Origin of the sequence: Cupriavidus basilensis (assembly GCF_029335485.1) — a bacterium.
Lineage (GTDB): Bacteria > Pseudomonadota > Gammaproteobacteria > Burkholderiales > Burkholderiaceae > Cupriavidus > Cupriavidus basilensis_E.
In genome coordinates this window covers 1-26,060 of the sequence record NZ_JARJLM010000688.1, presented here as the reverse complement: position 1 = coordinate 26,060, position 26,060 = coordinate 1, and the positions used below count along the sequence as shown (strand labels likewise).

The following is a 26,060-nucleotide window of genomic DNA, read 5'->3' as shown; positions in this document are numbered from 1 at the left end:
GGTCAATGCGTTCCAGCAGGGATGGGATAGAGCGGGTTCTCGCTCGCCATATCGTTTGGCGGCATCCGCAGGATTGGCGCGGGCAAGGGCGCCGGCGCCGCGGCGGGGCCGGGCACTGGGGTCACGACCGCCGTGGCGGGCGCATCCGGCACGGCAGCGTTCCCATCCGCCGGCACAGCGGCGGCGGCTGCCGGAGCCGGTGGCGCGGCCTGGATGGCCGGGAACCGCGCCGCGAACGGGTCGGGCGGCGGCGTCGTCCGCGGCGCCGCGGGTGCCTGGCCCAGCGAGCCTCTCGGCGGTGCTGCAAAGGGTACGGGCGGCGCCGTGCTCCCTGCTGCCGCGGCCTTGGCATCGCCCCCAACCGCCGCGCCATCGACACTCGCCGGCGTGGCCGGTGCCACGGGTACAACCGGTGTCAAGGGTACAACCGGTGTCGCGGTACCGCCCCCCACCCTTCCTGGCTTGACAGGCGCGACGGGAGCGGCAACGGGCAGCGCTGCGCTGGTGGGATCGAGGCGCAACTGTTCGGTGCGCACATTGGCGTCCGTTCCCGACCAGACTTCACGCGTGTCCGCATCCGCAACACGCTGCGGGCGGATGATATGCGGCGTGATCTGCAGCACGATTTCCGTCTTGACATGATCGCCGTTATGATCCGAGAACAAGCGCCCGAGCACCGGCAGCTGGCCCAGGCCAGGCACCTTGTCCGCGGTGGTGCGGTCGGCATCCGAGATCAGGCCGCCCAGAACCTGCGTCTCGCCGTCCCTCAGGCGCAGGCTGGTCGATGCGCTGCGCGTGCCGATCTGGTAGGCCAGAGAACTGAGGCCGGTCTGCGCGTTGCTGCTCGATATCGTCTTCGTGATGTTGCTGACCTCGAGATTGATCTTGATGCCGACATCGTCGTCGCGATAGACCTGCGGCTCCACCTCGAGCTTGATGCCGACGTCCAGGTACTGGATATTCTGCGCATAGGACGGGCCACTGGTGCTAGGGGTGCTCGAGCTCGAGATCACCGGTACCTTGTCGCCGATCAGGATCTTCGCCTTTTCCTTGTTGCGGGTGCGGATGCGCGGGCTGGCAAGCAGGTTCGCGTCGGTATCCGTCAGCTTGAAGTTGGCGGTGGCGGACAGCCCGCTGACCACCAGCTGGTTGATGGGCAGCGTGTGGAGCGCACCCCATGTCGACGCGGTGCTCGGCGTGGCCATGGTGAAGCTGTTGGGCCACGCGACCCCGAGGTCGGTCAGCCGCTCGTGGGAAACCTCGAGGACCTGAACCTCCAGCATGACCTCGGGCTCAGGAAGATCCTGCGCGGCGATCAGTTGCTCCGCCAGCCGTATCGTGTCCGGCGTACCGCGAATCGACAGGGTATTGGCATGTTCGTCGATCACGATTTCCTTGATCTTCAACAGGCTCTTGAGCAATGCCTGCACCTGCTTTGCGTCGATGTTCGACAACTGGAAGGTCCTGACCTTCAGCTCCTGGTACTCCAGTTGCTTGTTCGGCGTGGCCGGGTAGATGAAGAGCGTGTTCGCGTTCAAGACCTTCTTGTCGAGCTGGTTCTGCAGCAGGATCAGATTGACCGCGTCCTCGATGGCGGCATTGGTCACGAAAATCGTCGTCTTGAGGTCCGTCCGCACATCGCGATCGAAGATGACGTTCAAGCCAGACGTGCGCGACAGCGCCTCGAAGACCATCCGCACGTTGGCATCGCGGAACTGCAGCGTCACCGGCGTACGCATGATGGATGCGGCGGCGCTCTTCTCTTCCCGCTCGGCCCGCAGCTGCCGCCGCTTGTCTTCGATCAGCTGCATCATCTGCCGCGCCTGGACATTGGTCGGATTCTCCGCAAGCACGTCGCGAACTCGCTCCGCCGCGCTGTCATACGAGCCGCGTTGAAACATCCGTTCGACCTCGGCCAGGATGACGAGGTCGCGCAGATCGATCTGGAGCGCGGCGCCCAGCTTCCGCCCCCGCTCGCTGCTTGGATCGATCCGGCTCGCTTCGTCGAGCTTCAGGATGGCTTCGTGAAACTGGAGCCCGGCCCGCAACCTTTCCACCTCGTCCAGGATTGCGTTCACCTGGCGGTCGCGCACGTGCACGTAGTTCAACTGCAGTTCGGCATTGGTAGGCTCGCGCGCGCTGGCTCTATGCAGCGCTTCCCGATCCACCGCACAGCCACCGAGCGCGATCGCTATCAGAACCGCGCCGAGTCCGCACGTGCGGCAGCCGGGAACCAGCGCGGATGGTGCCGCGCGACCTGACGCGGCGATCGACCTTTGGGGCGCGTTGCAGCGGTCTACTCTGCAGGCAATGCCCGATCTGCACGAGGAGTTCATTTACTTTCCTTCGCCCTGGGTGGACATGACCTGTTTCACATTCAGCGGCAGATAGGTAAAGGTCACACCTGTTGCCGTGATCGACTCGAGACGGTACTGGCCGTCAATCACATCGCCCAGCGAGACGATCAACAGACGCTCGCCGCTGCTCAGGAACACCTGCTCCTTGGCGGCATCCGCTCCCAGCGCGCCCACATAACCAAATGGCAGAGGCGGCGCCGTGGGTGCCGCGGGTGGAAGCGCCGGCGGGGGCGGCGCGGGTGGCGGAGGTGGTGGAAGCCAGGATGAAACGCTGAATGGATCGTTGGCCGTATCCGGCGACAGGGGGGCACGCAGCGACGCGAGCCGTTCTCGCGGCGCTATCGCGGCGACCGCATCCGCGGCGCTTTCGCTCGCCGCGACGGGCGCGCGCCGCGGCCCGCCCGCGCTCGCGGCCGGCGCGGCGGCCTGGGGAATGGCGGTCCCCGCCGGGATGCCGCGGCCATAGGCCGCCTTGATTGCCGAGACGACATCGGGAACGCGGTAGCCAGGCGCCAGGCCCCAGCAGATCAATGCCGCGATCGCCAGGCCAGCACCGGCGAAAAGCATCCTCCTGGCGAGAGCGCTGTTCATGGCCGGTCCGTCCGATAGATCAGGTCGAAGCGGATGCGGGCCTCGAGAACATTGCCGTCAACCGCCGGCCGTTCGACATGGATCTCCTGCAGCGCGGCGTTCGGCACGCTGTTGAGCACCGACGCCACAAAACGGCGAATCGTGCCGTACTGGTCTTTGACCGGGAACAGAACCTGATAGTGCGTGAAAGTCGCCCCGGGCTCCGTGACGGTCTGATACTGCGCCGAGCCAAGCGCCAGGTGGCTCTCCCGTGCCTGCGCGAAGATCACGGCAATGTCGTTACCGCTTTCCGCGAAGGTCGAGAACAAGGCCGGCAGCTTGCCCAGGGAATTCACTTCGGCCGCCCCCCGGCCGGCGTCGTCGGGATGCCGGGCTTTCGCGGCGCGTGCCTGCCGCGCGCTGTCCTGCAAACCTCGCGTCTGCGAGTCTACGGTGGGGATCGCGCTCCATGTCATCGCGGCGGCGGCCAAGGCCATTGCCCCGAGCAGGCCTGGCACGCCGAATGCGCGCCGCATCTCGAAACGCAGCGTCAGCAGGAAGTCGGGGAGCCGGCGGGCATTCATGGCTTTCTCCACACCGCTATGATCTGGAAACGCACGGGCGTCCCGGGGACGTTGGTCTCGACCAGGTGGCCGCTCAGCACCGCCTCGTGCAGGAGCACGCTGCCTTGCAGGTACTTCAGGTAGGCGATCATCCCGTCGGCGTCCTTGGCTTCGGCAGTGATGCGGATCTGGCTCTGCGCGGGACTCTGATCGATGCCGATCAGCGCGATGTCGTGGCCCGGATAATCTTCCACGATCGACAGAAGCCTCTGCCATGGCACGGTGAGCTCGCGCAGGATCGCCTCACCCTGCTTCTCCGCCAGTTTGGCGCCAGGCGTGGGAGCGGCCTTTTTAGGGGGCTTCCTGGAGATGTCTTCGCGCACCGCCATCTCAAACTGGTTTCGGGCATGATCGTTGTCCTGATACGCCCGCCACAGCGCCCTGGCGCCAAGCAGCAGCATTGCGCCCGCCACGATCAGCAAGACGACGCCGGCCGGCGCCACCGCTGACGGACGCCGGCTGAAATCGATCTTGAGCTGCGGCATCATAGTGCGAACTCCATCAAGCGCAGCGGAGCCGAAGCACCCGGCGCAACATCCCGCAAGCAACGCGCGGAGGCGAACCGCCCCTCGAACGCCGATGGATCGAGGCCGAGCCCCGCCAGATAGATCGTGCAGTCCTCCCGCCGCGCATTCGTACAGCGTTCGAATACCTGCTCGGCAATCGTCGCCAGCCGCAGCGCATCGCCGGCATCGTCGGCAAACAGGCGTTGCGCGCCATAGGCCACCCAGCGGTTCCGGTCCATCAGCACCGCATGCAGCGCCGTCTCCGCCACCACCACGAGCATCGATGCGCTGCCGCCGACGGCGCGCCGCGCGCGATTCATCATCTGCGGCAACCCGAGCTTCAGGCTCTGCACCTCCACGCGCGCCGCGTCGCTAACGTCGCGGATACCTTCGTGCAACGATCGCGACAGCGCGCTTGCGAACAGCGCGCGCCCGCCCCGTTGCATCGCGGCGCGGACCACGATGGCATCGGCATCCAGTCCGAACGTCTCCGCGAAGTAACTACGGGCGATATCCTCGACCTCCCGGGTGCGCATGGCGCGGAAGTCGCCCCGCAGGATCGCGTGATTGGCCCAGAAATCGTCCAGCACGATGCACGCGCGCCGCTTCGAATTCGCTGCGCGCCCCGAGACACCCGGTGCTTGCTCGAATGCCTGACGGAGCGCATCCAGCGCCCCCTGCTCGGAAAAGCACTGCGCCTGCGCCATCTCGATGCTGGCATGCTCGACAACCGGCGGCGGCGGCGCAGCCGAGACGGCAGCCCGCCCCCCAAGCCCGGCGCGCTGAGCCAGGCGACGCAGGTATTGCAGCCGCGAGGGGCGCACCCCGACCGCCACTGCGCACGTGCCGAGTCCGACGGCGAGGGCGTCATTCAACGATCGTGACACGATTGATCTCCTCGAGGGTCGTCTCGCCCTTCGCCATCAGGCGGACCGCGGCGGTGCGCAGGGTCTCCATCCCATAGCGGAATGCGGCGCTCTTGATGCGGCCGAGCGGCGCACGCTCGGACAGCAGTTCGCGCAGTTCATCGTTCATCCGCAGTGTTTCCGCGATTGCACGCCGGCCACGATATCCCGAGCCCCGGCAAGCTGCGCAGCCGAGACCCCGCCGGAAGCGAAATCCTGTTGCCGTGCCGGGATCGATCCCGGCGCGCGCCAGCGCGTCCGGGTCGCCCTCCTCTTCGACCGCGCACTCGACGCAGCATTGGCGCACCAGACGTTGCGCGACGACGCCATTCAGAGCCGATACAAAGCTATAAGGATCAACATCCATATTGGTGAAGCGGCCAATGACATCGAATACATTGTTCGCATGCACGGTGGTGAAGACCTGGTGCCCGGTGAGCGCAGCCTGTACCGCGATCTGCGCGGTCTCCGGATCGCGGATTTCACCGACCATGATCTTGTCGGGATCGTGCCGCAGGATCGAACGCAAGCCGCGGGCAAACGTCAGACCCTTCGCCTCGTTCACCGGGATCTGGAGGATGTCCCCCAACTGGTACTCGACCGGGTCCTCGATCGTCACGATCTTGTCGAGACCGTCGTTGATCTCGGTCAGGATGGCATAGAGGGTGGTGGTCTTGCCGCTGCCGGTGGGCCCCGTCACCAGCAGCATGCCGTACGGCATGGCAGCGACAGAGCGCATGAAGCGCATGTCGGCGTCCTGGAAGCCGAGCGCTTCGAGCGTCAGGCCACCCGCCGCCTGCGACAGCTGGTAACGATCCAGGATACGGAGCACGGCATCCTCGCCGAACAGGTTCGGCATGATCGACACCCGGAAGTCGATGTCCCGCCCCGCGTACTGTGCCTTGAAGCGCCCGTCCTGCGGAACCCGCCGCTCGGCGATGTCGAGTTCCGAGATGACCTTGACGCGCGATAGCACCTGGTCGGCAACGCCACGCCCCTCCGCCCGGCCGACCACCGCCAGCACGCCGTCCACGCGGCATTTGATCACCAGTCCGTTCGCCCGGCATTCCAGGTGAATATCGCTGGCTTTCATTTTCAGTGCGTCGTAGATCGTCGAGTTGAGCAGGCGCACCACTGCGCTGTCGTCGCTGCTGATGCCCTGCAGTGTCAGAGCCAGTGCCGATGGGTCGCTGGCGCGCTGTATCGGGTCATTGAAGGCAAGCGTGTCCAGCGCCCGCACATCCTTCTCACGCGCGGCCAGATAGGCAGTCAGGTCGCCGACGCTGGCCAGGGACCAGCCGTAGTGCATCGTTGGGCGGGCGCGCATGCGCTGATCGACGTAGCCGCGGGTGCGCGCGTCCAGCGGATCGGCGATCACGAACAGCAGGCCTGCGCCTTGCCGGAAGCACACGCACAGCCTGGTGGCCGCCTCGACAAAGGGCAGCACATCGAAGTCAGGCTCGAGCTGATGCAGTTCGCGGATAGCGATCGGGGGCATCCGAAACTCATCCGCCAATTGCGCAAGCACCGCGTCGGCCCCCGTCGACTGCTGCGCAAACAGCGCCTCCACGGCGCGGATGCCCGAGCCGTGGCGTTCGCCGAGCTCGCGCAGCGTGGCGCGGAACGGAACGCTCCCTTTTTCCTTGTCCGCGCCGGTCGGGTTCATGGCGTACCTGTACCTATTGGATGCTGGAGGCAATTTCAAATATCGGCAAATACATCAGTACGACAATGCCGCCGATGACGAAACCGATGAAGACCATCATCATCGGCTCGATCAATCGCGAGATCACATCGATCGCCCGCGACACTTTTGCCTCCTGGAATCCGGCAATCTTGTCGAGTACGGGACCGAGGCTGCCGGTCTTCTCGGCGACGGTCAGCAGGCGATAGGTGATTGCGCTCGCCAGTCCGCAATCCTGGAATGCGTCGGACATCTTTCCGCCATTGCGGATGGCGTTCATCGCCGTGGCGAGCGCCATACGATCGCCGCGGCCGATCAGGCCGCGGGCGAGATCGAGGGCCTGTACCACCGGAATGCCTCCGTCCACCAGCATCGCCGAGGTTCTGAAGAACTGCGACTGGCGATAGATGCGGAAATGCAGCCCGATGCCCGGCATCGCAAGGATGCGGTCGGCAATCCAGTCACGCACGTCTTGCCGGCGCATCACCACGATCGATCCCAGCACCAGCGCAGCGAACCCCGTTGCCAGGGACGACCCGTGCGTGTGCACCAGCCCGCCCCATGCCATCAGCCATCGCGACAGCAGCGGAAGCTCGCGGCCGCTGTTCTCGAGCAGGTTCGCGAAGCGCGGGACGACAAAACCCAGCAGGAACAGCACAACGGCCAGTCCGACCACCATCAGCACGCATGGATAGATTGCCGCCGAGACCACCCGGGAACGCAGTTCCCGCAGCGTGGCACTGTTGCGCGAGTAGCGCTTCAGGCTTTCGGCAAGACCGCCGGTTTGTTCGCTGGCCTTTACGCACGCAATCAGGACAGTCGGGAAGACGTTGTCGGCATGCGCCAGCGCGGAGGACAGCGAATGGCCTTCATCCAGTTGCCGGAGCAGCTGGCGATACACCTTCCCCGAGGCGTCGCGGCGCTCGTTTCCGCCTAGCGTGCGCAGGGCATCGATCACCCCGACACCCGCATCGAGCAAGGCGGCGAGCTCTCTTGCGAACAGCTCGACGTCGAACTTCGCCACCTGCAGTGTCAGCCAACGGGTGCGTCCGCGGCTGGCGCCGGCGGTCCGAATCGAGACGACACGTAGCCCACGCGAACGCGCCGTCGCGGCCGCACCGGCAGGCGAGTCGCTGTCGATGTGGATGGTCTGCACCTCGCCACAGGTATCGAAGACACGCATCAAGTACTTCACTTCGTTCTCCCTGCGTTCTCCCCGTGGGCCTTCCGGCACGCCGCCGCTTCACTGGCGGCACCGCGGCTCACCAGGACGTGACATCCGCGTTCTCGCCCTCGCCTCCGGCTTGTCCGTCTTTTCCGAAGGAGACCAGATCGTAGTCACCGTGCTCGCCCGGCGAGCGGTACTGATAGGGCCTGCCCCACGGATCCAGCGGCACGGCCTTTTCCAGGTAGGGCCCGCTCCAGCGCGGCTCGTTCTGCGGCTTGTTCACCAAGGCATCGAGGCGCTCTTCGGTGCTCGGGTAGGATCCGACGTCCAGGCGATACTGGTCCAGCGCCTTGCCCAGGGAGCTGATCTGCGCCTTGGCGATATTGGTGTTTGACTTGCCAAGCTGAGCGAAGTATTTTGGCGCGACGAGTCCTGCCAGCAAGCCGATGATGACCAGGACCACCAGCAGTTCCAGCAGCGTAAAGCCGCGAATCCGGCCTTCGTCCTCCCCTGCATGCGGATGGCGGCACTGCCTGGACGGGCATGCATGCTGGCACAGGCCGGTGCACCGGCCTGTGCACCTGTCAGGCGGAATCCGTTGCATATCGATGCGCATGGAAAACCCCTTGCTTTCGATCGGGCGCCTCGGCACAACCGCGGCCTTTTTCCCATTCTTGGCCAGCGAACGAAGGGAAAGTAGTGGGAATACCCGCCGAACGGCATGGGTAGAGACCCTCCACCTGCCCATGGCAAAACGCCGTATTGGCATTTGCCATCCGGGTACATACAATAAGACACACCCGAAGGGAAGTCCCCTTGGACAGCGTCTTTCCGTCTTTCCGTATTCCCGGATGTCGCCCTTGCGTGAGGAGGTGATGGCGCTTTCCGGCCGTCGTGGGCCGTGGCCGCAGCAGTATTTTAGGAGTTCCGATGGACGCAAGCACTCCCCCGGGCGGAGAGTATCTGAAGCTGCGTGACGTCACCGATGCCATGCGCAAGATGATGGCCGCGATCGATTCGAGCAACAGGGTCCTCCGCGCGATAACGGACGTTCGTGGCACCGCACTTGCGATCCTTGCGCCGGGTGGCCGGTTCCTGTCGGCAAACAGCAGCGCCGCGGCACTGTTCGGCTACTCGATTGCGGACCTGATCGGCAAATCACTTGTCGATATGGTTCGGGACAGCGACCAGACAAGAGTCAGCGAAGGATTCTCCGGCACCGCGTCGAGCGCGTTTCATTCTTTTGGCGCGGTCCTGCGCGGACGAGGAGGACGAGACACCGATATCCTGCTGCACAAGCAGCCGATTGCGGATAGCGAAGGCAAGTTCAGCGCATTCCTGGTGGTCTTCGAAGAGCCGGTCATTCTGCAGCAGGAGAGCCTCGAAGCACTGAGCCGGCCCCAATCGGAGTTTCGGCGTCTCTACGCGCACCTGATGATCGGCCAGGAAAAAGAGCGCAAGCGCGTCTCCGCCGAACTCCACGATGGCCTCGGGCAGGCGCTCACCCTGATCAAACTGATGGTCGAAGACTCCCTGCTGCGCATCGAGCGCGGCAGCGTGGATGAAGCCATCGGCTTGCTGGAATCCACGGTGCTGCGTATCCGCGAGACGATCGGCGAGGTACGCCATATCTGCAACGAGCTGCGCCCCAGATTGCTTGACGATCTGGGGCTGGCCCCCGCGCTGGAATCGCTATGCCGGCAGATAGAGCGCGCTTCGGGGAAGGTGGTCGTCATTTTCGACTGCCGGGTGAGGGAAGACGAGGTTCCGGATGGCCTCAAAGCGGACATGTTCCGCGTGGCCCAGGAGGCAATGAACAACGTCGTGAAGCACGCCGTGGCGACCGAAATCAGGGTGAGCTTGCAACGCGTCGCCAGCAATATCCTGTTGACGATCCAGGACAATGGCATCGGCTTCGAGCACTTGCCCTTGTCGGCGGACGATGCGTCGTCTTCGGGCCTGGGCCTGATCGGGATGCAGGAGCGGGTCGAATCGAACGGCGGAAGTTTCTCCCTTCAGTCAAGCGAGTCCAGTGGCACCCTGGTCTCGGCAACGTGGAGGACCTGAGCCGCCCGGCGGCAATGGCAACACTCACACGGCGGCCACCGGCGCGGCCACGCCTGCCGGCGCCGCGCATTCGTGCGGGCGCACGCCCCGCACTCGAACTGATCGCCACGAAGTGCCGCCACGACGCCGGCCAGGCAGCTACGTTGCATCGCGACAAGGACCGTTGAGCCGCCCGTCGTTTCCGGCAGCGCTGCCGGACCGGCCGTCCCTGGCGTCATCGCCGCTCCCCATATCGTCATCGGGCGCTTCGGGAGCATGCGTCAGCGACGGCTTCTCGCTGCGAGCGGGATCATAGTACTGCTTGGCCAGGGAGGTGATCAGACCCATATTGATCGCGATCAGGACCAATCCGGTCAGATTGGTTATCCCCAATTTGTGCATCAGGCTGGCACGGTATTTTTCTATCGTTTTCGGACTGAGATTCAGATACTGGCCGGCCTGCTTGTTGGACCGTCCCTCGGCCACCAGTTTCAGGACGCTGCGCTCCCTGGCGGTAAGGATATCCCACGCATTGTGCGTCGGCGCCGCAGGGTCATTGCCGCTAACAAACGATTCGACCAAGCTCCCATACATTTCCGCGCTCAGATGCTTCTTTCCCTGCATGACCGCGTGCATGGCAAAAACCAGCTCCTCGAATGAGGCGTCCTTCAAAACATAGCCATCGACACCGGCGCGCAGCGCTTCCCGAACGTACTCATCGCTCTGGTGAACGGTCAGCGCGATGATCCGGATGGACGGTGTACGGCGCCTGATCGCGGCGATCGCGTCGATGCCGTTCATGCCCGGCATCGATAAGTCCATCAGGATCAGATCCGGACTCAGCGAGATGGCAAGATGACATGCCTCCCTGCCGTCCTTCGCCTCGCCGACGACGTTGTATTCTGCGATACCGGACACCATCGAGCGCAGGCCGCTTCGTAGAAGATGATGATCTTCCGCGATCAGTACATTGCATTTGATATTCACTTTCACCCTCCCTGGGCAATTCTTCTTCTAATTCTCGTTTCCGCCGCTTCTCCGAAACGGCGATGATCTCCCATAAGAGGTTGGTCGGGATACTGTGCGGCCGCACGTGCGGCGGGCATGGGAACGTGCTCGCGCCAGATTGTCTCCACCCATAGCGTGGTCGATCCGAGCGCGGCAAGCACCGGTCTTCGGAGCGCCTCTGCGGTACGAATGCAGGTTCTGTTCCGGACAGCGTCCACCGGCGGCTCGCGGGGCCTGGCATGGAGTCTCTTCTCCATCTGCTGGCCGCCCGGCGGCTTCAGCTCGTTTCTCCCCAGGCATGGCGGTGCGGGGCACGCCGGTGCAGGCTGCGCAACGCTTGTTCTTCATCGCCTCCCCCCGGCTTATCTTTCGCCCAGCGTAATTCCGCGTAATTTTTCGTAATCCGTCGTGATACAAGGCTAGATAGGAAATCCACGGGAATGTACCAACCAGATGGATTAGTGATGTGCGAAACACAATTCATCTGAGCACAAGATGCATGTATGAACCTGGATACAAGAACGCCTGGCCCGTGGCCGGCTGCCATGGCCGGCTGCGACTGGATGGTGGCCCACCAGCCGGACGGTGGAGAGCCCTACCGCATCTGTAGGAGATTGCCCCATGGCAGGCCCGATCGCCCCCCCGCACAATGCAAAGGCCAGGAGAAAGACAAGCGCCGCCTTGTGCCACAAAACGCGAGACGAGGTGGCGACAGGATCGGCATGGGCGCCGGTTTCCGAGCAATGAACATGCGTACAACATTGCCGGGAGAAGGCTTGAATGAATGCGCGAAGCCTTAGCCGGTCATCCTTATGCCCAGGACGACGGGCTTGTTGGCGACACGCAACCGGGACACGCAAATGAATACGAACGCCTTGGCCCTCGTGGCCGTTTCCTTTGCCTTCGCGCTTGGCCAGGCAACACCCGTTTCCGCCCAGGACGCCACCAGCAAAGCCGCCGTCAGCTTGCCGAAGGACACCCTGGCGATCGTCAATGGCGTGCCGATTCCGCAGTCGCGGCTCAGCGACGCCATGCGCGCTGCGCGTCAGCCGGATACGCCCGAGCTGCGCCGGCTGTTCAAGCAGGAGCTGATTGCGCGCGAGGTGCTGCGCCAGGGTGCCGAGAAACAGAACTACGGCGCGAAGCCGGCGGTGGTGGAAGCCGTCAATGCAAGCAAGGCCGCTACCGAGACTGAACTCTACCTGCGGGACAACGTGCATCCCGAGCCGATCACGGACGCCCAGGTCCAGGCTCGCTACAGCGAAATTGTAGGGTCGATGGGAGAGGAGGAGTACAAACTGCGGATTCTCTCCGTTGCCGATGACGCAACGGCGGCGAAGGTGCTGGAACGATTGAAGTCGGGCACTGCGTTCGACGCGCTCGTGCGCGAGTACAGCATTGCGGCAAGCAAGGAAGACGGTGGCGAAATGCCGTGGGTCAGTTTCAAGACGCCGGCAACCGAGGGAAAGACGCAAGGTGTGCCGCTGGCCGTCGCCCAGGCCGCGGCGCAACTGCCGGCCGGCGGCGTCACGCCCGCGCCGCTTGTCGTCGACAACGTGCGCGTGATCGTCAAGCTGGAAGCCAAACGGGCGGCACACGTGCCGACCTTCGACCAGATGAAGGGCGCGATTCGCCAGCAGCTGCAGATCCTCGCCCTCAAGAACGCGAGCGCCGGCTTCATCGGTGCCCAGGTGCAACGCGCGACGATACAGCAATGACGGCAGGCGCCTCCGGCAGGCGACAGGCCGGAGGCGCTTGTCACTGACTGTCACCGACTGTCACTGACGCAGCGAGAACGGCGCCCGCGGATAGCCGCTGCCCCCGCTCAAGCGCCGATAGTGGGCCATGACCATCGGCACATAGCTCTGCGTCTCCGCATAGGCCGGGATGTGATAGCCGGCCTGGATCACCGCGTTCTCTCCCGCGTTGTACGCCGCCAGCGCCAGCTCGATATCATCCCTGAACAGATCCAGAAGAAAACGCAGGTACTTTGCGCCGGCCCGCACATTGTCGCGGGGATTGAGTATGTCGCCGGCGGAGAACCGCCTTGCGGTCTCCGGCATCAATTGCATCAGGCCCCGCGCGCCCTTCCTGGACACCGCATTCGGGTTGTATCCGGATTCGACCGCGATCACGGCCGTGATCAGTTCCGGTGGCACGCGCGTGTCGCGGCTAGCCTCGGCGATGATCTCGGCATACCGAGCGGCATCCGGCGAGGCCGGGGCAGCAGCCGGGGGGTCTTTTCTTGCGCCGCGCGCTGCCGGTTCGCTGGCGGTGACTACCAGGTGCAGCGCCGGATTACCCGGACTGTTGGTCAGCATGATCGATCCGTCGGCGTTCACGGAACCGAAGATCTGCGCGCCGGCCACGCGCGGGCAAGCCAGGCCCAGTGCGAAGGACGCAACGAGAAGGCTGACTCTCAACAAGGGCGGCAACACACGAACACGCATCTGGATATCCCCCAGACTGCATTCTGCGGACAAGCGATGCGGCATGGTATGGGTCGCGCCCCTACTGCCGCGGTAGGGCAAACCATCGCTGGAGATCCGCCTTGCATCGCGCCCGCTGCCCGGGCAAGGCTTGCGCACTCTGTTCCCGGCACGCCAATGGTGATCCCACCCAGATGAGCAGGAGTAGTTCTCCTCCTTAAAGACCGCATGCGGGCGGCCTAGAATTTCTTACAAGCTGGAGCCGAGTCAAGGACAGACGGGAGTACCGCAATGAAAGCCCCCTGCACAGTCATTAGAGGCGTCATGCTAGCGCTTTACCTGCTAGCCGGATTCGCCGCCGTTCCGCGTACCGAAGCGAATCCGCTCTTTGCCAGGCAAACGGGCCTGGCCTGCGCTTCCTGCCACACGATCTATCCCGAGCTGACTCCGTTCGGCCGGAAATTCAAGCTTGGAGGATACACGCTGGGTGAACGCGAAACGGTTCCACTCGCCCTGATGGCAGTGGTCTCGCGCAACTCCATCAACGACAATACCGACAAGTCGACCGGAGACAAGCTTTTCGGCAAGAATAAAGAGTTTGTTGCAGAAGCCATCAGCCTTTTCTCCGGCGGCAAGATCACGGATAACGCCGGGGCTTTCATCCAGTACACCTACAACAATATCAGCACCACGGACAACCAAACCTTCGTCGGGCATAGCGCGCTCGACAATACGGATCTGCGCCTGGTGAAACTCCTGGGATCGGAAGAAAAGCCAACGATCTTCGGCCTGACACTGCATAACAACCCCACCGTCCAGGACGTCTTCAATACGGCGCCGGCCTGGAGCTTTCCGTACTGGAGCCCGAGTATCGCGGCCCCGGGCCGGGGCGCCCTGACATTCATCGAGTCGGGTGCGCGCGTGGCCGGGGCTGGTGGCTACGCATACCTGCTGGATTCGCTATACCTCGAGGCAACCTCGTATCAGACGGCAAAAGGGGCGCTTTCGGTCCTGCGCGAGGGTACTCCAGACAATCAGAGAGTCACGCTCAATGGCGCCAATCCGTACTGGCGCATCGCCTACACACTGGGCGGGGAGCATCAGAGCTTTACGATCGGCCACTTCGGCACGATTGCAAGCGTCGAAGCACCGGGCAGCAGCGGAACACCCGGAGACCGCTTCCGCGATCTTGGCTTCGATGCCCAATACCAGTTCTTCAGCAAGGACGACCGGCACATCATCAGCGCACAGGCTGCCATGATCGACGAGAAGACCGACTGGCGATCGGGTTTCCCGAACGGCACCAATGACAATCCCAGCTCGAAGCTGCGCTCGACCCGGGCGAAGATCACCTATCTGTACGACCGCACCTACGGCATCACCGCCGGCGCGTTCAAGGTGACTGGCGACGCCGATTTCGCAAGGTTCGGCACGACCACGGGCAAACCGGATACGTCGGGCTACATCGTCGAGCTGAACTATTGGCCCAAGTTCAAGTTTGCGTGGGACCCGCAAATGAATGTTCGCTTCGGGCTTCAATACACCGGCTATACCAAATTCAATGGCAGTCACTCGAACTTCGACGGGACGCTCAGACGCGCAGCGGATAACAACACCCTGTTCTTCTATGCGTGGTTCATGTTCTAAGGGACGTATTGATGCATCGCTATGGACATTGAGGAACATTCGGGAGGAAATGCCGTGAAAACAATCATACCGTTATCGCGCCGGACTCTGCTTCGTCGAGGCACGATCGTGCTGGGCTCCATTGCGCTGATTCCAATCGCGATTCACTCGCTCTCCGGCAAGGCAGGGTCGGCAACGAAGGGGATGCTGCACTACCAGGACAGCCCCAAGGATGGCCACTCGTGCTCCGGGTGCTCTTCATTCAGGCCACCGACCGCTCCCGATGCGGAAACCGGCACCTGCAAGGTTCTGGAAGGCCCCATCAGTCCGCACGGGTGGTGCATGGCCTATTCACCCCGGTAAATCATTTCCCGAATCCTGCCTCCCTTCAGCAACGCAATGGCGAAGCCGAAGATGCGTCTGCTGCCAATCCTGCTGCTAGCGGGGAACCCGTCCCGGCATTCGACATCCAGCCCGTTGACGGCCGGCGCATCACGCCGGCCGCAGCGGCCGGCCGCATTGCCGTCATCAATCTCTGGGCAAGCCGGTGCGGACCGTGCCGCAAGGAGATGCAAAGGCGTATAGCTTGACGTGCTTGCCCAGGTTCACCGTGGCGCCCGTGCTCGCCCCATCGCCTGGCGCAGGCGAAGACCGGCAGCCTTGTGCGCACGGCCAGTCGAGAGCGGTGCTCTTCATGCCCCGGACCGCCGACGATCCTGCAGGCATTGGCAATTTGGGCTACCCTGTCCGCGCCTGCCGCCCCCATACCGGACCAGTTGCGCGGCAGGCCACCCCAACAGGAAAGCCATGACACAACCGCTTAGAATCGATTTTGTCTCAGATATCGCATGCCCATGGTGCGCTATAGGCCTGTCCTCGCTCCAGCTTGCACTATCGCGCCTTGGCGACACCGTTGACGCCCACATCGTCATGCACCCCTTCGAACTGAATCCGCAGATGGGAGCGGACGGAGAGGCCATCGCTGATTATCTCGGCAGGAAATACGGACGCACGCAAGCCCAGATTGCGCAGACTCAGGCCATGATCCGCGAGCGTGGTGCTGGCGTTGGCTTTGCCTTCGGCCCGCGTACACGCGTCTACAACACCTTCGACGCGCACCGCCTGCTGCATTGGGCCGGGATCGAAGGCAGGCAGTTGCCGCTCAAACTGGCGCTCCTGCGGGCTTACCATGGCGAGGGAAAAGACCCGAGCAGCCACGATGTTCTGGTCGAAGCCGCGGAATCGGTGGGACTTGACGCCGCACAGGCACGCCACATACTCCAAAGCGGCGGCTACGCCGGTGAGGTTCGTGCCGAAGAAAGGGAGTACCAGGCAATGGGCATCCAGTCGGTGCCGTCGATCATCTTTGACAACCGCTATCTAGTGACCGGCGGACAACCCGTGGAAGCCTTCGAGCAAGCTATCCGGCAGATTCTGGCCGATCAGTAGCCGTGGCATCCCGCCGTAGCGGCGGCTCGCCGGATCAATACTGCCTGCGAACAAGGCGCTGACCGGCATGTGGCTGCAGCACCCCTTGCGGCACGGTTGCGCTTTTTCCGATTTGCCCTCGCAGACCGACACGCATGGTCCCGGGCGCGCGGTGCACGCAATCCAGGCCTGCCATGCGAGAAGCGTCATCCAGGCCCGGCTGCCCGCGCGATCAGTAGCAACCCTGCCCAGACGATGACGGTGCCGATGGCGCGCGCCACACGCTCACCACACGGTGCGAGACGTTCGACCGTGATGGTTGCCGTCACGACAGCCATTGCACGCAGGTCCATGACCCCGATGGCGAGAAGGATCGCCGTCAGGCCAGCACAGGCGCAGCTGCAGTGAAGGCCGAGGCGCAGGCCGTGTCGCCAGGCCGTCGCGGCGTCCGCCGGCAATCTGCTGCCGCGCCCCGGAAACGCCCGGCAGCAAGCGAGGTGATGCGCCTTCCATGCGGTGAACTGGAGCGCACCGGCGATCAGGACGACCGCACCGGTCGCGACCGGAACGGCGCGCGCCAGCGCCGGCAGCTGCATCTCTGCCGCCGCCAGCGCGGCGCCCAGCGCAAAGGCGGCCATGCCTAGCCCGGTCCATACGAGGAAGTACCCCACGCCCGCCAGCGCGGCCAGCCGGCCCAGGCGTGTCTCGCCTGCCCCGCCGGCGGCCTGGCGGTAGCGCCACAGCGTGGGCACCAGGGATGGCAACATCATCGCCACCATCATCGCGCCCCACATGCCGAGGAACGACGCCGCGACGCCGGGCCACGTCTGCCCGCACATCCGCATCCACGCCATCGACATCGTCCAGCCGCCGGGCATCGGCATCCCCGCCATCGCCGGCATGGACGCCCGCCAGACCACCGTCACCGCCACGCTGGCGGCGAAGAGCAACGCCGAGACGCCGAAGAAGGCTCGCCGGGAAGTCCGTTCGGAAACCATGCGTCGCAAGATCTCCCGCCGCACGGTTGCGCCAACGACAGGCATGACTCGCCTCAGCGCTTGCCGTACTCGTCGTGGCGGCGCCACCAGGGACCGGTCTCGTTGCGACCCCTGGGCGCACGGTCGAGCCACTGGTACATGCCCCAGAGACCGTCCAGTCCGCGTGCAAAGGTGGAATAGGTGTGGTAGACGACGCCGTCCTCGAGCACGAACGCGCTCAGGCCCGGCCTGTCGCGCGAGTACGTGGGCGCGTCGGTTCCGCATGTGGCCGCGAACTGGACGACGGGTTCCGGGGCGGTTGTCGCGTCCATCGCGTGTTCGCCGCGCCGGTAGTTGTATTCGATGCTCCCCTCGCGCTGCTGCTGCTCGGTGAACGAGACATTGAAGTCGAAGTTAAAATCGCCGCCGAGCGAGGACGCCCAGGGAAACGTCCACCCCATCCGCCGCTTGTACGCCTGCAGCTTCGCGATCGGCGCCCGCGACACCGCCGACAGCGTGACATCGTGGTTCGCCAGGTGGATCGCGAAGCCGTCGAACCCGTCCGCGATCGCCGAGCAGGACGGGCACCCCGCCGTATAGTCGGGCCCAAACATGAAGTGGTAGACGAGGAGCTGCGAGCGTCCCCTGAAGAGGTCCGCCAGCGAGGCGCTCCCCTCATCGGTCTCGAACCGGTACGCCTTGTCGACCCGGACCCACGGCAGCGCCTGGCGCCGCCGCGCCAGCTCGTCGCTGCGCCGCGTCAACTCCTTTTCCGCTTCGAGCAGCTCGAGCCGCGCTGCCAGCCACGCTTCACGTGTTCCGGTCATGTGTGTCGTCATGCTTCCCTCCGTTGGGTGTCTTTCGCCGTTCGTTCGGTTCCCGATACGACGAACTGGTTGGTGCTTGTGTGATAGATTAGGCTCGGACATCGAACGGTGGGAGTGACAAGTGTGGCGGGATTCGGATGGATTCACTGATTACGGCCGCCGCGCGCGCGCTCGCGGCGGGTGATCCGCTCGGGGCGCTGAACCGGGTCGCCTTGCGCGACGACGCGCCTGCGCTCGCGCTTCGCGGCATCGCGATGGCGCAACTCGGCGATCTGGTTCGGGCGAAGGCGCTCGTGCGCAGCGCGGCGCGTGCCTTCGGCCCGAAAGAGGCCGTGGCCCGCGCGCGCTGTGTCGTCGCCGAGGCCGAGATCGCGCTCGTCTCGCGCGACCTGGGCTGGCCTGCGAAAGCGCTCGACGCGGCGCGGGCAACACTCGAAGCGCACGGCGACCTGGCGAACGCCGCGCATGCGCGGTATCTCGAGGTCCGGCGCCTGCTCCTGACCGGGCGCCTCGACGAGGCCGAGCGCACGCTCGCCGAGCTCGACCCCGCGCCCTTCCCGCCCGCGTCAAGGGCCGCTCACGAGCTGGTCGTCGCGGGGATCGCGATGCGGCGCCTGCGGACAAGGACGGCGCGCGCCGCGCTCGCCCGGGCCGGGCGAGCTGCGCTCCACGCAGGCATCCCTGCGCTGACCGCTGAGGTCGACAGTGCGTCCCTCCTCCTGGACCAGCCCGCGGCGCGCCTGATTGCGCGTGGCGAGGAACGGCTCCTGCTGCTCGAGGAAGTTGAAGCCTTGCTGGCGTCGGGGGCGCTCGTCGTGGACGCGTGCCGCCTTGCCGTGCGCGACGCAGGCACGGTGGTCTCGCTCGCGAGGCGTCCGGTGCTGTTCGCGCTCGCACGCGCGCTGGGCGAAGCCTGGCCCGCGGACGTGCCGAGGGACACGCTCATCGCGCGGGTGTTCCGGACAAAGCTTGCCGATGAATCGCATCGCGCACGGCTGCGAGTCGAAGTCGGCCGGCTTCGCGCGGCGCTTCGGACGCTGGCCGGCGTGAGCGCGACCAGGCGAGGATTTGCGCTGGCGCCGCCCCACGCACGCGAGATCGCCGTGCTGGCGCCGCCGGTCGAGGAGGAACACGCGACGGTGCTCGCCTTCCTCGCCGACGGCGAGTCGTGGTCGAGCTCGGCCCTGGCGCTTGCGCTTGGCGCCAGCCAGCGCACCGTGCAGCGCGCGCTCGACTCGCTTGCGGCAACAGGCAAGGCGCAGTCGTTTGGCCGCGGGCGGGCGCGCCGCTGGATCACCCCGCCCGTGCCGGGATTCGCGACGACCTTGTTACTCCCCGCTCCGCTACCAGGCGATTAGGATGCGCGCATGAAAAGATCATCAGCCGAAATCATCCGTGAATATGGCCCCTTTCCGGGTGTCGACAGCGTGCACGGGGTCACGTATGACGGTCAGCACGTCTGGTTTGCTGCCGGAGACAAGCTGAACGCCCTGGATCCGGCGAGCGGGCAGGTGCTGCGCTCGCTTGACGTCGCCGCGCATGCGGGAACGGCCTTCGACGGCAAGTACCTCTTTCAGATCGCCGAGGACCGCATCCAGAAGATCGATCCGAAGACCGGCCATGTGCTCTCCACGATCCCGGCGCCCGGCGGCGGCGGTGACTCCGGGCTCGCCTGGGCCGAAGGGACGCTCTGGGTGGGACAGTACCGGGAGCGCAAGATCCATCAGGTCGATCCCCAGACAGGGGCGATCCTTCGCACCATCGAGTCCAACCGCTTCGTCACCGGGGTCACCTGGATCGACGGAGAGCTCTGGCACGGCACCTGGGAAGGTGACGAAGGCGAACTGAGGCAGATCGACCCTGGAACGGGAGAAGTCCTGGAGAAGCTCGATATGCCGCCTGGCGCAGGCGTGTCGGGACTCGAGTCCGATGGCGGCGATCGGTTCTTCTGCGGAGGCGGAAACAGCGGGACGGTGCGAACCGTTCGCCGCCCCAGGCGAAACCCCGCGTCCGGCAGCAGCGCCGGGATCCCCGCCGACGCCGCCGGCGAGTAATCGAAGCGGTCCTCCGGGACGCGGCTCGCGCAGCGGAAGTACCGGGCCGAACGTCTTCGTCCTGACGAATCAAACCCAGATATCATTCGGTGCCGTCCTGTCGTTTTCCGCGTCGCCGGTATTCAGAACGCCGCGCGGCTCGATCAGCAGCATCTTCACTTCGCTCGCCGCATACGGCTTGTGTTCGACGCCCCTGGGCACCACCGCCATCTCGCCTGCGTGCAGCAACTCGGCGCCGTCGCGGAAATCGATTCGCAACACACCTTCGAGCACGATGAAGGTCTCGTCGGTGTCTGCGTGCGCGTGCCACAGGAAATCGCCTTCGATCTTCACCACTTTGAACTGGTAGTCATTCATTTCCGCAACGACGCGCGGTTGCCAATGGCCATCGAGTCGACTGACCTTGTCGAGCAGGTTGATGGCGACGCGCTGGCCGCGGGATGCCGGTGCTGGCTGGGATGCCTCGTTCATGTGTTGCTCCGTTTGCGGTTGGGGATGCAACGAGCTTACGGTGCATGCCAGAGCCACGTCTTGAACGATTGTGCGTGCCGGCTCAGTTCCTGCCCGAGCCGCTTGCCATCCGCAGCCAGCGTGCCGGAGGAATCCCATACGTCTTCGTGAAATGCCGCGTCATGTGGCTCTGGTCGGCAAAACCGGCGGCCTCCGCCACGTCGATCAGCGCCATGCCTTGCAGCATCAGCCTGCGCGCGGCCTCGAGGCGGCGCATCGTCAGGTAGCGATACGGGCTCGTACCATAGAACGTGCGGAAATCGCGCGATAGACTCCAGCGGTCACTGCCGGTCGCCGCCGCGAGTTCATCCAGCGTGACGGTGCGTTGCCACGCCGCGTGCAGATATTCGCGCGCTATCCGCGCGCTGGCAAAGTCCGCCGAGGCACGCGCCGGCGGTGCACCGGATGCCGCATCGAGCGCGAACGCCAGTTCGACGAGTGCGTCATCCTGTTCGAGCGGCTCGAGCGGGTGAGACATCTGCTGGAGCAAGGTCTGCGTGGCATGCAGAAGACGGGGGTCCCTCGTCAGGCCCCCCTCGATGAACGGCAGTGCCTTGCCGCCCAGCACCGCCTGAAACAGCGCCGGTTCAACATAGATCATCCGGTAGCGAAAGCCTTCGTCGGTGCCGGCCTGACCGTCGTGCGGCTCGTCGGGATGGAGAACCATCGTATGGCCGGGCAAGCTGCGGCGCTTGCCACGCCGATAGTTGAAGCTCTGTACGCCGGTGAGCGTCCGGCCGATCGCGTAGGTATCGTGCCGATGCAGCGCATAGGCGTTGCCTAGAAAGAAGGCCTCGATACGCTCGACGCCCTGCACCGGCTCGGCTCGAAGCAGCCAGTCGGTGCGGCCATGATCTGTTTGCTGATTCATCGTGTCTCTCTCATTGGGGCGGCGCGGATTGAAGGCGCGTTCAAGGAAAGCACTGAACCACGAACCACCCGCCGAACGATTTCCCCGGTCCGTTGCATCCACCGGTTGCATCCGCAATCTTAGCTGCGCGGACTGCCCGCGGTGCCGCCAGGTGCGCCGCGGCGCAGGCCGTCGACAGGATCGGATTCGAAGGCTTCCCACAGTGCGTCGCGCCGTTGCAGCGCCTTGATGACATCCGGATGGCGCAATTGCGCTACCGCCGAGACCAGCGCATTGCACAGGAAAAAGGCTGCCGTATAGGAATCGAAGGGTGAGGCATTGGCCGTGCGGACCAGTAAATGATGATGCGACAGCGGAATCAGCGGCGCGGCCGGGCTGTCGCAAATCGCGATCACGCGCGCACCGCGTTCGCGAAAGGCGCGAGCGATGCTGACCGGCGCGCTGGAATAGCGGCGGATGCTGAAAGTCAGAAGCACGTCCTCCGGTTCCACCCACAGCATGGCGTCCGTCGCGGTCACCGCTCCGGCGCCCAACTCCTGCACCTGCGGCCGGCACATGTTCAGGTGCAGCGCCAGCCATGCGCCAACCGGCGCGCTGTTTTTCTGCGCCAGCACGAACAGCCGGCCGCGCGGATCGGCCAGCAGGCGCGCAATCGCCTCGAAGGCTGCGATGTCCAGCGCTTCGTGGGTGGCAGCCAGGTTGTGCTGGTCGTGCAGCAGCGCGTCGTCCACGCAGGCGCGCAGCGTGCGCTTGTTGCCGATGGTGGCTGGGGCGCGCTGGCCCGCGGTGGGCAGGAGCGCGGTCACGCTGGCCCGTGCTTCGCGCTGGGCGTCGGAGTAACTGGCATAGCCCAGCTTGGCGAACAGCCGCACCACCGTCGAAGCGCTCGTGCCGTGCTGGGCTGCAAGCGCCGTGGCCGATTCCAGCAGCGCATGCGGATAGTCGCGGCCCAGTGCATCGGCCAAGGCGCGCTCGCGGGCGGTCAGCGTGGCCGCCTCGCGCGCGAGGCGCTCGAGCAGCGTGGCGCTCTGGTGGGGAGTCTCCTGGCGATTTTTCATGGTGTTGACACGTTGCAATGTGTATTGCATGATCATATCACCTTTGCAATACGCAAATCATTTCCATACAACGGAAGGAGCGGGTCCCATATGTCGGATAGCGCGATGCTTGCCCAGGCGGCCGGCAAGGTGATCGATTGGCTGGGCGGCCAGCAGGCCGAGATGCAGGCGCTGCTGCAGCGCATTGTCGACATCGACAGCGGCAGCCGGCAGGAAGCCGGCGTGACGGCCGTGGCGGAGGTCCTGCGCGCACGCCTGGAGGCCGCCGGCATTGCGGTCACGCTGCATGCCGTGCCCGGCTACGGTGTATGCCTGGATGCGCAGGTGCGCGGCTCCGGCGACGGCGCGCCCATTCTGCTCATGGGCCATATGGACACCGTGTTCCCGGCCGGCACGGCGGCGCGGCGGCCCTTCCGCGTGGAGGACGGACGCGCCTACGGACCCGGCGTGGCCGACATGAAATCGGGGCTGGTGATGAATGTGTTCGTGGCCGAAGCCCTGGCGCGCTTCGGCGGCAATGGCTCGCCGCTGCGGCTGTTCTTTTCCTGCGACGAGGAGATCGGATCGTCCGCCACGCGGGAACGGATCATGGACGTGGCGCGCGGTGCGCGCACCGTGTTCAACGCCGAGCCCGGCCGCGTCAGCGGTAACCTGGTGACCGGACGCAAGGGGTCGATGGTGGTGGAGTTCGAAGTCGAGGGCGTAGCCGCGCACGCGGGCATCAACCATGCCCAGGGCGCCAGTGCCATCGACGCGCTTGCGCAGAAGATCCTGGCGCTGCACGCGCTGACCGATGCCGAACGCGGCATCACCACCAATGTGGGCTGCGTGAAGGGCGGCATCGTGCCCAATATGGTGGCGCCGCATGCGCAGGCCCAGCTCGACGTGCGCTTCACGGCTGACACGGACGTCGATGCGCTGTATGCGCAAGTGCGCGCCATCGTCGAGGCCGAATCGCCGCCACGCACACGGGGCCGGATCACTGCCATGCGCCGCACCCAGCCGATGGCGCGGACGCCCGACGCCCTGCTGGCGCTGTACCAGCGCGGCGCGCAGCGGCTGGGCTTCGCGGTGGAGGGCGAGTTCACCGGTGGCGCGGCCGATAGCGGCCTCACCGCCTCGGTGGGCACACCCACGCTGTGCGGCACCGGCCCGGTGGGCGGCCATGCGCACACCGAGCGCGAGTACTGCGAGCTTTCCACCTTCGTGCCGCGGGCTCGGGCATTGGCGCTCGCCATCCTCGAGCTGCGTTGAGCCGGCACTTTCCGCCTGCACCGTTTTTTTAACTACTTTCACCTCACTGCCATGCAGAACGTGCCATCCTCCCGCCGCCGTTTCCTTCGTACCGGCCTCAGCGCAGCCGCGCTCGCGTGTGCCGCACCTCTGGCCCTGCATGCCCAGGGCGCCTATCCCTCGCGTCCTGTCACGCTGGTGGTGCCCTTTCCGCCCGGTGGCTCGGTGGACATCATGGCGCGCCAGTACTCGGAACCGCTTTCACGCATCCTCGGCGTGCCGGTGGTCGTCGACAACCGGCCCGGCGCCGGCGGCTCGGTAGCCACGCAGGCGGTGGCGCGCAGCAAGCCCGATGGCTATACGCTGGTGGTGTCCTCCCAGAGCAGCCATCTGGCCAACCCCTTGACCCAGCCGAAGCTGGGCTACGACCCGATCAAGGATTTCGAGAATATCGCCATCCTGGGGCGCCAGCCCAACGCCCTGGTCGTGCACGCCAGCTTGCCGGTGCGTACCTTCGCGGAGTTCCTTGCCTACGCGAAGAAACACCCGGGCAAGCTCGACTACGGCAGCGGCGGGGTCGGCAGCATGGGCCAGCTGAATGTGGAGATGCTCAAGGCCAGCACCGGCATCTATGCCACGCACATTCCCTATCGCGGCGGCACGCATCTGATCACGGCGGTGCTGAGCAATGAGGTCCAGTTCATCCTCGACAACCTGGTCATCATGCTGCCCTATATCAAGGAAGGAAAGGTGCGTGCGCTGGCGGTGGCCTCCGAACAGCGCCTGCCGCAACTGCCCGATGTGCCGACACTGGCTGAACTGGGCTATCCGCAGCTCAACCTGAGTTCCTGGACGGGCATCGCCGCGCCTGCCGGCACGCCCGAGCCGGTGGTGCGGAAGCTCTACCAGGCGGTGCGCCAGGCCGCCAGCGATCCCGCCATGCAGGCGGCACTGCGCGCGCGGGGCGTGGTCCCGCCCGAGGAGATGGCGCCAGCCGCCTTCGAGCGGATGATGGCCGAGCGGATGCAGCGCTATGGCGAAGTGGTGCGGCGAGCCAAAATCTCGGCGGAGTGAGTGCGGCGGACCGGCCCGCTTTGCATGAGGCCGGAACCGCGTGCCGACGCCGGCCGCCAGGCCGGCGCATGAGGCCATGGGGTGGAGCGATCTGGCCGCGCAGTGCAAGGCCGATGTGCCTGCGGCGTCAGCCCGGGCCCAGGCTGGCTGCGCCGCATGCGCGCACGCATATACAATAGCGGTCTTCGCCGCCACCGCGGCATGTACTCCGCACTTACCGCCATCCGCCGGCCTGCCCGGCCCGGCATTCGCGCCATGTCCCTGATTCTGCAAAGTCCCGCCCCGCTGTCCGCCAACGATATCGATGCCATCCGTGCCATCGCCCAGGCCCCCGCGCTCGCGCTGCGCGCCGAGACCGTGGCCGCTGCGGACGCCAGCGCCGCGCTGACGCCGGCCCTGCGTGAAGCGCTCGACGCCTACTGCGGCCCGCGCGCCATCGACTGGGCGATCGTACCCGCCAGCCGCAGGCTGTCGGAGTTCAAGCTGGTGGCGATGGATATGGACTCCACGCTGATCACCATCGAGTGCATCGACGAGATCGCCGATTTCTGCGGGCTCAAGGCGGAGGTCTCGGCCATCACCGAGGCCGCCATGCGCGGCGAGATCACCGATTTCAACGAAAGCCTGCGCCGCCGCGTGGCCCTGCTCAAGGGACTGGACGCCAGCGTGCTGGATCGCGTCTACGAAGAGCGCCTGCGCCTGTCGCCTGGCGCGGAAAACATGCTCCGGGCCGTGCAGGCACTGGGCATGCACACCCTGCTGGTATCGGGCGGCTTCGTGCACTTCACCGACAAGCTGAAGCCCCGCCTGAAGCTTGACGTGACCCGCGCGAACACGCTGGAGATTGTCGACGGCAAGCTCACCGGCCAGGTGCTGGGCGAGATCGTCAATGCCGACGTCAAGGCCCGCACGGTGCAGGAAGTGTGCGCGCAGATCGGCGCGGACCCGTCCCAGGCCATCGTCATGGGCGACGGCTCCAACGACCTCAAGATGATGGCCGTCGCCGGCCTGTCGGTGGCCTTCCGGGCCAAGCCGGTGGTGCGCGCCCAGGCCAGCGTGGCGTTCAACCACGTGGGGCTGGATGGCTTGCTGCAATTGTTCCCGCA

General features: G+C 65.3%; 25 protein-coding genes. 10 read left to right on the top strand and 15 right to left on the bottom strand.

Annotated elements, in window-relative coordinates; translation table 11 throughout:
• Positions 1-2: 2 nt before the first annotated feature.
• The 8 genes from P3W85_RS42545 to gspG all read right to left on the bottom strand — a co-directional run bounded on the left by P3W85_RS42545 (position 3) and on the right by gspG (position 8,429).
• Positions 3-2,336 carry a type IV pilus secretin PilQ gene (locus P3W85_RS42545; protein WP_276269237.1) on the bottom strand — a complete coding sequence of 778 codons (2,334 nt, stop codon included), beginning with the start codon at positions 2,334-2,336 and terminating at the stop codon, positions 3-5.
• Positions 2,337-2,948: a hypothetical protein gene (locus tag P3W85_RS42540; RefSeq protein WP_276269236.1), complete on the bottom strand. Its 612-nt coding sequence runs from the start codon at positions 2,946-2,948 to the stop codon at positions 2,337-2,339.
• Entirely contained in the window at positions 2,945-3,511 is a 567-nt protein-coding gene (locus P3W85_RS42535) for a hypothetical protein (RefSeq protein WP_276269235.1), read from the bottom strand. The genes P3W85_RS42540 and P3W85_RS42535 overlap by 4 nt, the downstream gene beginning before the upstream one ends.
• Positions 3,508-4,038: a hypothetical protein gene (locus P3W85_RS42530; protein ID WP_017230877.1), complete on the bottom strand. Its 531-nt coding sequence runs from the start codon at positions 4,036-4,038 to the stop codon at positions 3,508-3,510. Before P3W85_RS42530 ends, P3W85_RS42535 begins: the two co-directional genes overlap by 4 nt.
• On the bottom strand, positions 4,035-4,943 hold the full coding sequence (locus P3W85_RS42525) for a hypothetical protein (RefSeq protein WP_276269234.1): 909 nt from the start codon (positions 4,941-4,943) through the stop codon (positions 4,035-4,037). The genes P3W85_RS42530 and P3W85_RS42525 overlap by 4 nt, the downstream gene beginning before the upstream one ends.
• On the bottom strand, positions 4,924-6,627 hold the full coding sequence (locus tag P3W85_RS42520) for a GspE/PulE family protein (protein WP_276269233.1): 1,704 nt from the start codon (positions 6,625-6,627) through the stop codon (positions 4,924-4,926). Before P3W85_RS42520 ends, P3W85_RS42525 begins: the two co-directional genes overlap by 20 nt.
• A gap of 13 nt (positions 6,628-6,640) precedes the next feature.
• On the bottom strand, positions 6,641-7,840 hold the full coding sequence (locus tag P3W85_RS42515; RefSeq protein WP_276269232.1) for a type II secretion system F family protein: 1,200 nt from the start codon (positions 7,838-7,840) through the stop codon (positions 6,641-6,643).
• Positions 7,841-7,907: 67 nt separating this feature from the next.
• Complete coding sequence (gene gspG, locus P3W85_RS42510) at positions 7,908-8,429, bottom strand: type II secretion system major pseudopilin GspG (RefSeq protein WP_276269231.1); 522 nt, start codon at positions 8,427-8,429, stop codon at positions 7,908-7,910.
• A gap of 314 nt (positions 8,430-8,743) precedes the next feature.
• Here gspG and P3W85_RS42505 point away from each other — a divergent pair, with 314 nt between their 5' ends.
• Positions 8,744-9,880 carry a PAS domain-containing sensor histidine kinase gene (locus P3W85_RS42505; protein WP_017230872.1) on the top strand — a complete coding sequence of 379 codons (1,137 nt, stop codon included), beginning with the start codon at positions 8,744-8,746 and terminating at the stop codon, positions 9,878-9,880.
• 138 nt (positions 9,881-10,018) lie between these two features.
• Here P3W85_RS42505 and P3W85_RS42500 read toward each other — a convergent pair whose 3' ends face one another.
• Positions 10,019-10,846: a response regulator gene (locus tag P3W85_RS42500; protein ID WP_051078635.1), complete on the bottom strand. Its 828-nt coding sequence runs from the start codon at positions 10,844-10,846 to the stop codon at positions 10,019-10,021.
• Positions 10,847-11,700: 854 nt separating this feature from the next.
• Between P3W85_RS42500 and P3W85_RS42495 the strand changes: the two genes are divergently transcribed.
• Positions 11,701-12,585 (top strand): peptidylprolyl isomerase, encoded by an 885-nt coding sequence (locus tag P3W85_RS42495; protein ID WP_276269230.1) that lies wholly within the window; start codon positions 11,701-11,703, stop codon positions 12,583-12,585.
• A gap of 60 nt (positions 12,586-12,645) precedes the next feature.
• Here the strand turns inward: P3W85_RS42495 and P3W85_RS42490 are convergent, their stop codons facing one another.
• Positions 12,646-13,317, bottom strand: a complete 672-nt coding sequence (locus P3W85_RS42490; RefSeq protein WP_276269229.1) for a lytic transglycosylase domain-containing protein — start codon at positions 13,315-13,317, stop codon at positions 12,646-12,648.
• A gap of 303 nt (positions 13,318-13,620) precedes the next feature.
• On the opposite strand from P3W85_RS42490, the gene P3W85_RS42485 reads away from it, so the two are divergent.
• The 3 genes from P3W85_RS42485 to P3W85_RS42475 all read left to right on the top strand — a co-directional run bounded on the left by P3W85_RS42485 (position 13,621) and on the right by P3W85_RS42475 (position 16,371).
• Entirely contained in the window at positions 13,621-14,943 is a 1,323-nt protein-coding gene (locus tag P3W85_RS42485; RefSeq protein WP_276269228.1) for a cytochrome C, read from the top strand.
• A gap of 21 nt (positions 14,944-14,964) precedes the next feature.
• Positions 14,965-15,285 carry a high-potential iron-sulfur protein gene (locus P3W85_RS45405; RefSeq protein WP_346430334.1) on the top strand — a complete coding sequence of 107 codons (321 nt, stop codon included), beginning with the start codon at positions 14,965-14,967 and terminating at the stop codon, positions 15,283-15,285.
• 444 nt (positions 15,286-15,729) lie between these two features.
• Positions 15,730-16,371, top strand: a complete 642-nt coding sequence (locus P3W85_RS42475; RefSeq protein WP_276269227.1) for a DsbA family oxidoreductase — start codon at positions 15,730-15,732, stop codon at positions 16,369-16,371.
• A gap of 185 nt (positions 16,372-16,556) precedes the next feature.
• On the opposite strand, the gene P3W85_RS42470 is transcribed toward P3W85_RS42475, so the two are convergent.
• Positions 16,557-17,348: a DUF2182 domain-containing protein gene (locus P3W85_RS42470; RefSeq protein ID WP_276269226.1), complete on the bottom strand. Its 792-nt coding sequence runs from the start codon at positions 17,346-17,348 to the stop codon at positions 16,557-16,559.
• A gap of 53 nt (positions 17,349-17,401) precedes the next feature.
• Positions 17,402-18,166: a DUF899 domain-containing protein gene (locus P3W85_RS42465; protein WP_276269225.1), complete on the bottom strand. Its 765-nt coding sequence runs from the start codon at positions 18,164-18,166 to the stop codon at positions 17,402-17,404.
• Positions 18,167-18,291: 125 nt separating this feature from the next.
• Between P3W85_RS42465 and P3W85_RS42460 the strand changes: the two genes are divergently transcribed.
• Both P3W85_RS42460 and P3W85_RS42455 read left to right on the top strand, forming a co-directional pair.
• Positions 18,292-19,512: a helix-turn-helix domain-containing protein gene (locus tag P3W85_RS42460; RefSeq protein WP_276269224.1), complete on the top strand. Its 1,221-nt coding sequence runs from the start codon at positions 18,292-18,294 to the stop codon at positions 19,510-19,512.
• 9 nt (positions 19,513-19,521) lie between these two features.
• Positions 19,522-20,208, top strand: coding sequence for a Vgb family protein (locus tag P3W85_RS42455; RefSeq protein WP_276269223.1), 687 nt, complete (start codon positions 19,522-19,524; stop codon positions 20,206-20,208).
• A gap of 69 nt (positions 20,209-20,277) precedes the next feature.
• Here the strand turns inward: P3W85_RS42455 and P3W85_RS42450 are convergent, their stop codons facing one another.
• The 3 genes from P3W85_RS42450 to P3W85_RS42440 form a co-directional block, all read right to left on the bottom strand.
• Entirely contained in the window at positions 20,278-20,679 is a 402-nt protein-coding gene (locus P3W85_RS42450; RefSeq protein WP_276269222.1) for a cupin domain-containing protein, read from the bottom strand.
• An 82-nt stretch (positions 20,680-20,761) separates the two neighbouring features.
• Entirely contained in the window at positions 20,762-21,589 is an 828-nt protein-coding gene (locus P3W85_RS42445) for an AraC family transcriptional regulator (RefSeq protein ID WP_276269221.1), read from the bottom strand.
• A gap of 119 nt (positions 21,590-21,708) precedes the next feature.
• Positions 21,709-22,647: a MurR/RpiR family transcriptional regulator gene (locus tag P3W85_RS42440; RefSeq protein WP_051078465.1), complete on the bottom strand. Its 939-nt coding sequence runs from the start codon at positions 22,645-22,647 to the stop codon at positions 21,709-21,711.
• Positions 22,648-22,737: 90 nt separating this feature from the next.
• On the opposite strand from P3W85_RS42440, the gene P3W85_RS42435 reads away from it, so the two are divergent.
• The 3 genes from P3W85_RS42435 to serB all read left to right on the top strand — a co-directional run.
• Complete coding sequence (locus P3W85_RS42435; RefSeq protein ID WP_276269220.1) at positions 22,738-23,901, top strand: M20 family metallopeptidase; 1,164 nt, start codon at positions 22,738-22,740, stop codon at positions 23,899-23,901.
• Between the two features lie 51 nt (positions 23,902-23,952).
• On the top strand, positions 23,953-24,954 hold the full coding sequence (locus P3W85_RS42430; RefSeq protein WP_276269219.1) for a Bug family tripartite tricarboxylate transporter substrate binding protein: 1,002 nt from the start codon (positions 23,953-23,955) through the stop codon (positions 24,952-24,954).
• 255 nt (positions 24,955-25,209) lie between these two features.
• On the top strand, positions 25,210-26,060 hold an 851-nt coding region (serB, locus tag P3W85_RS42425; RefSeq protein WP_276269218.1), incomplete at its 3' end, for a phosphoserine phosphatase SerB.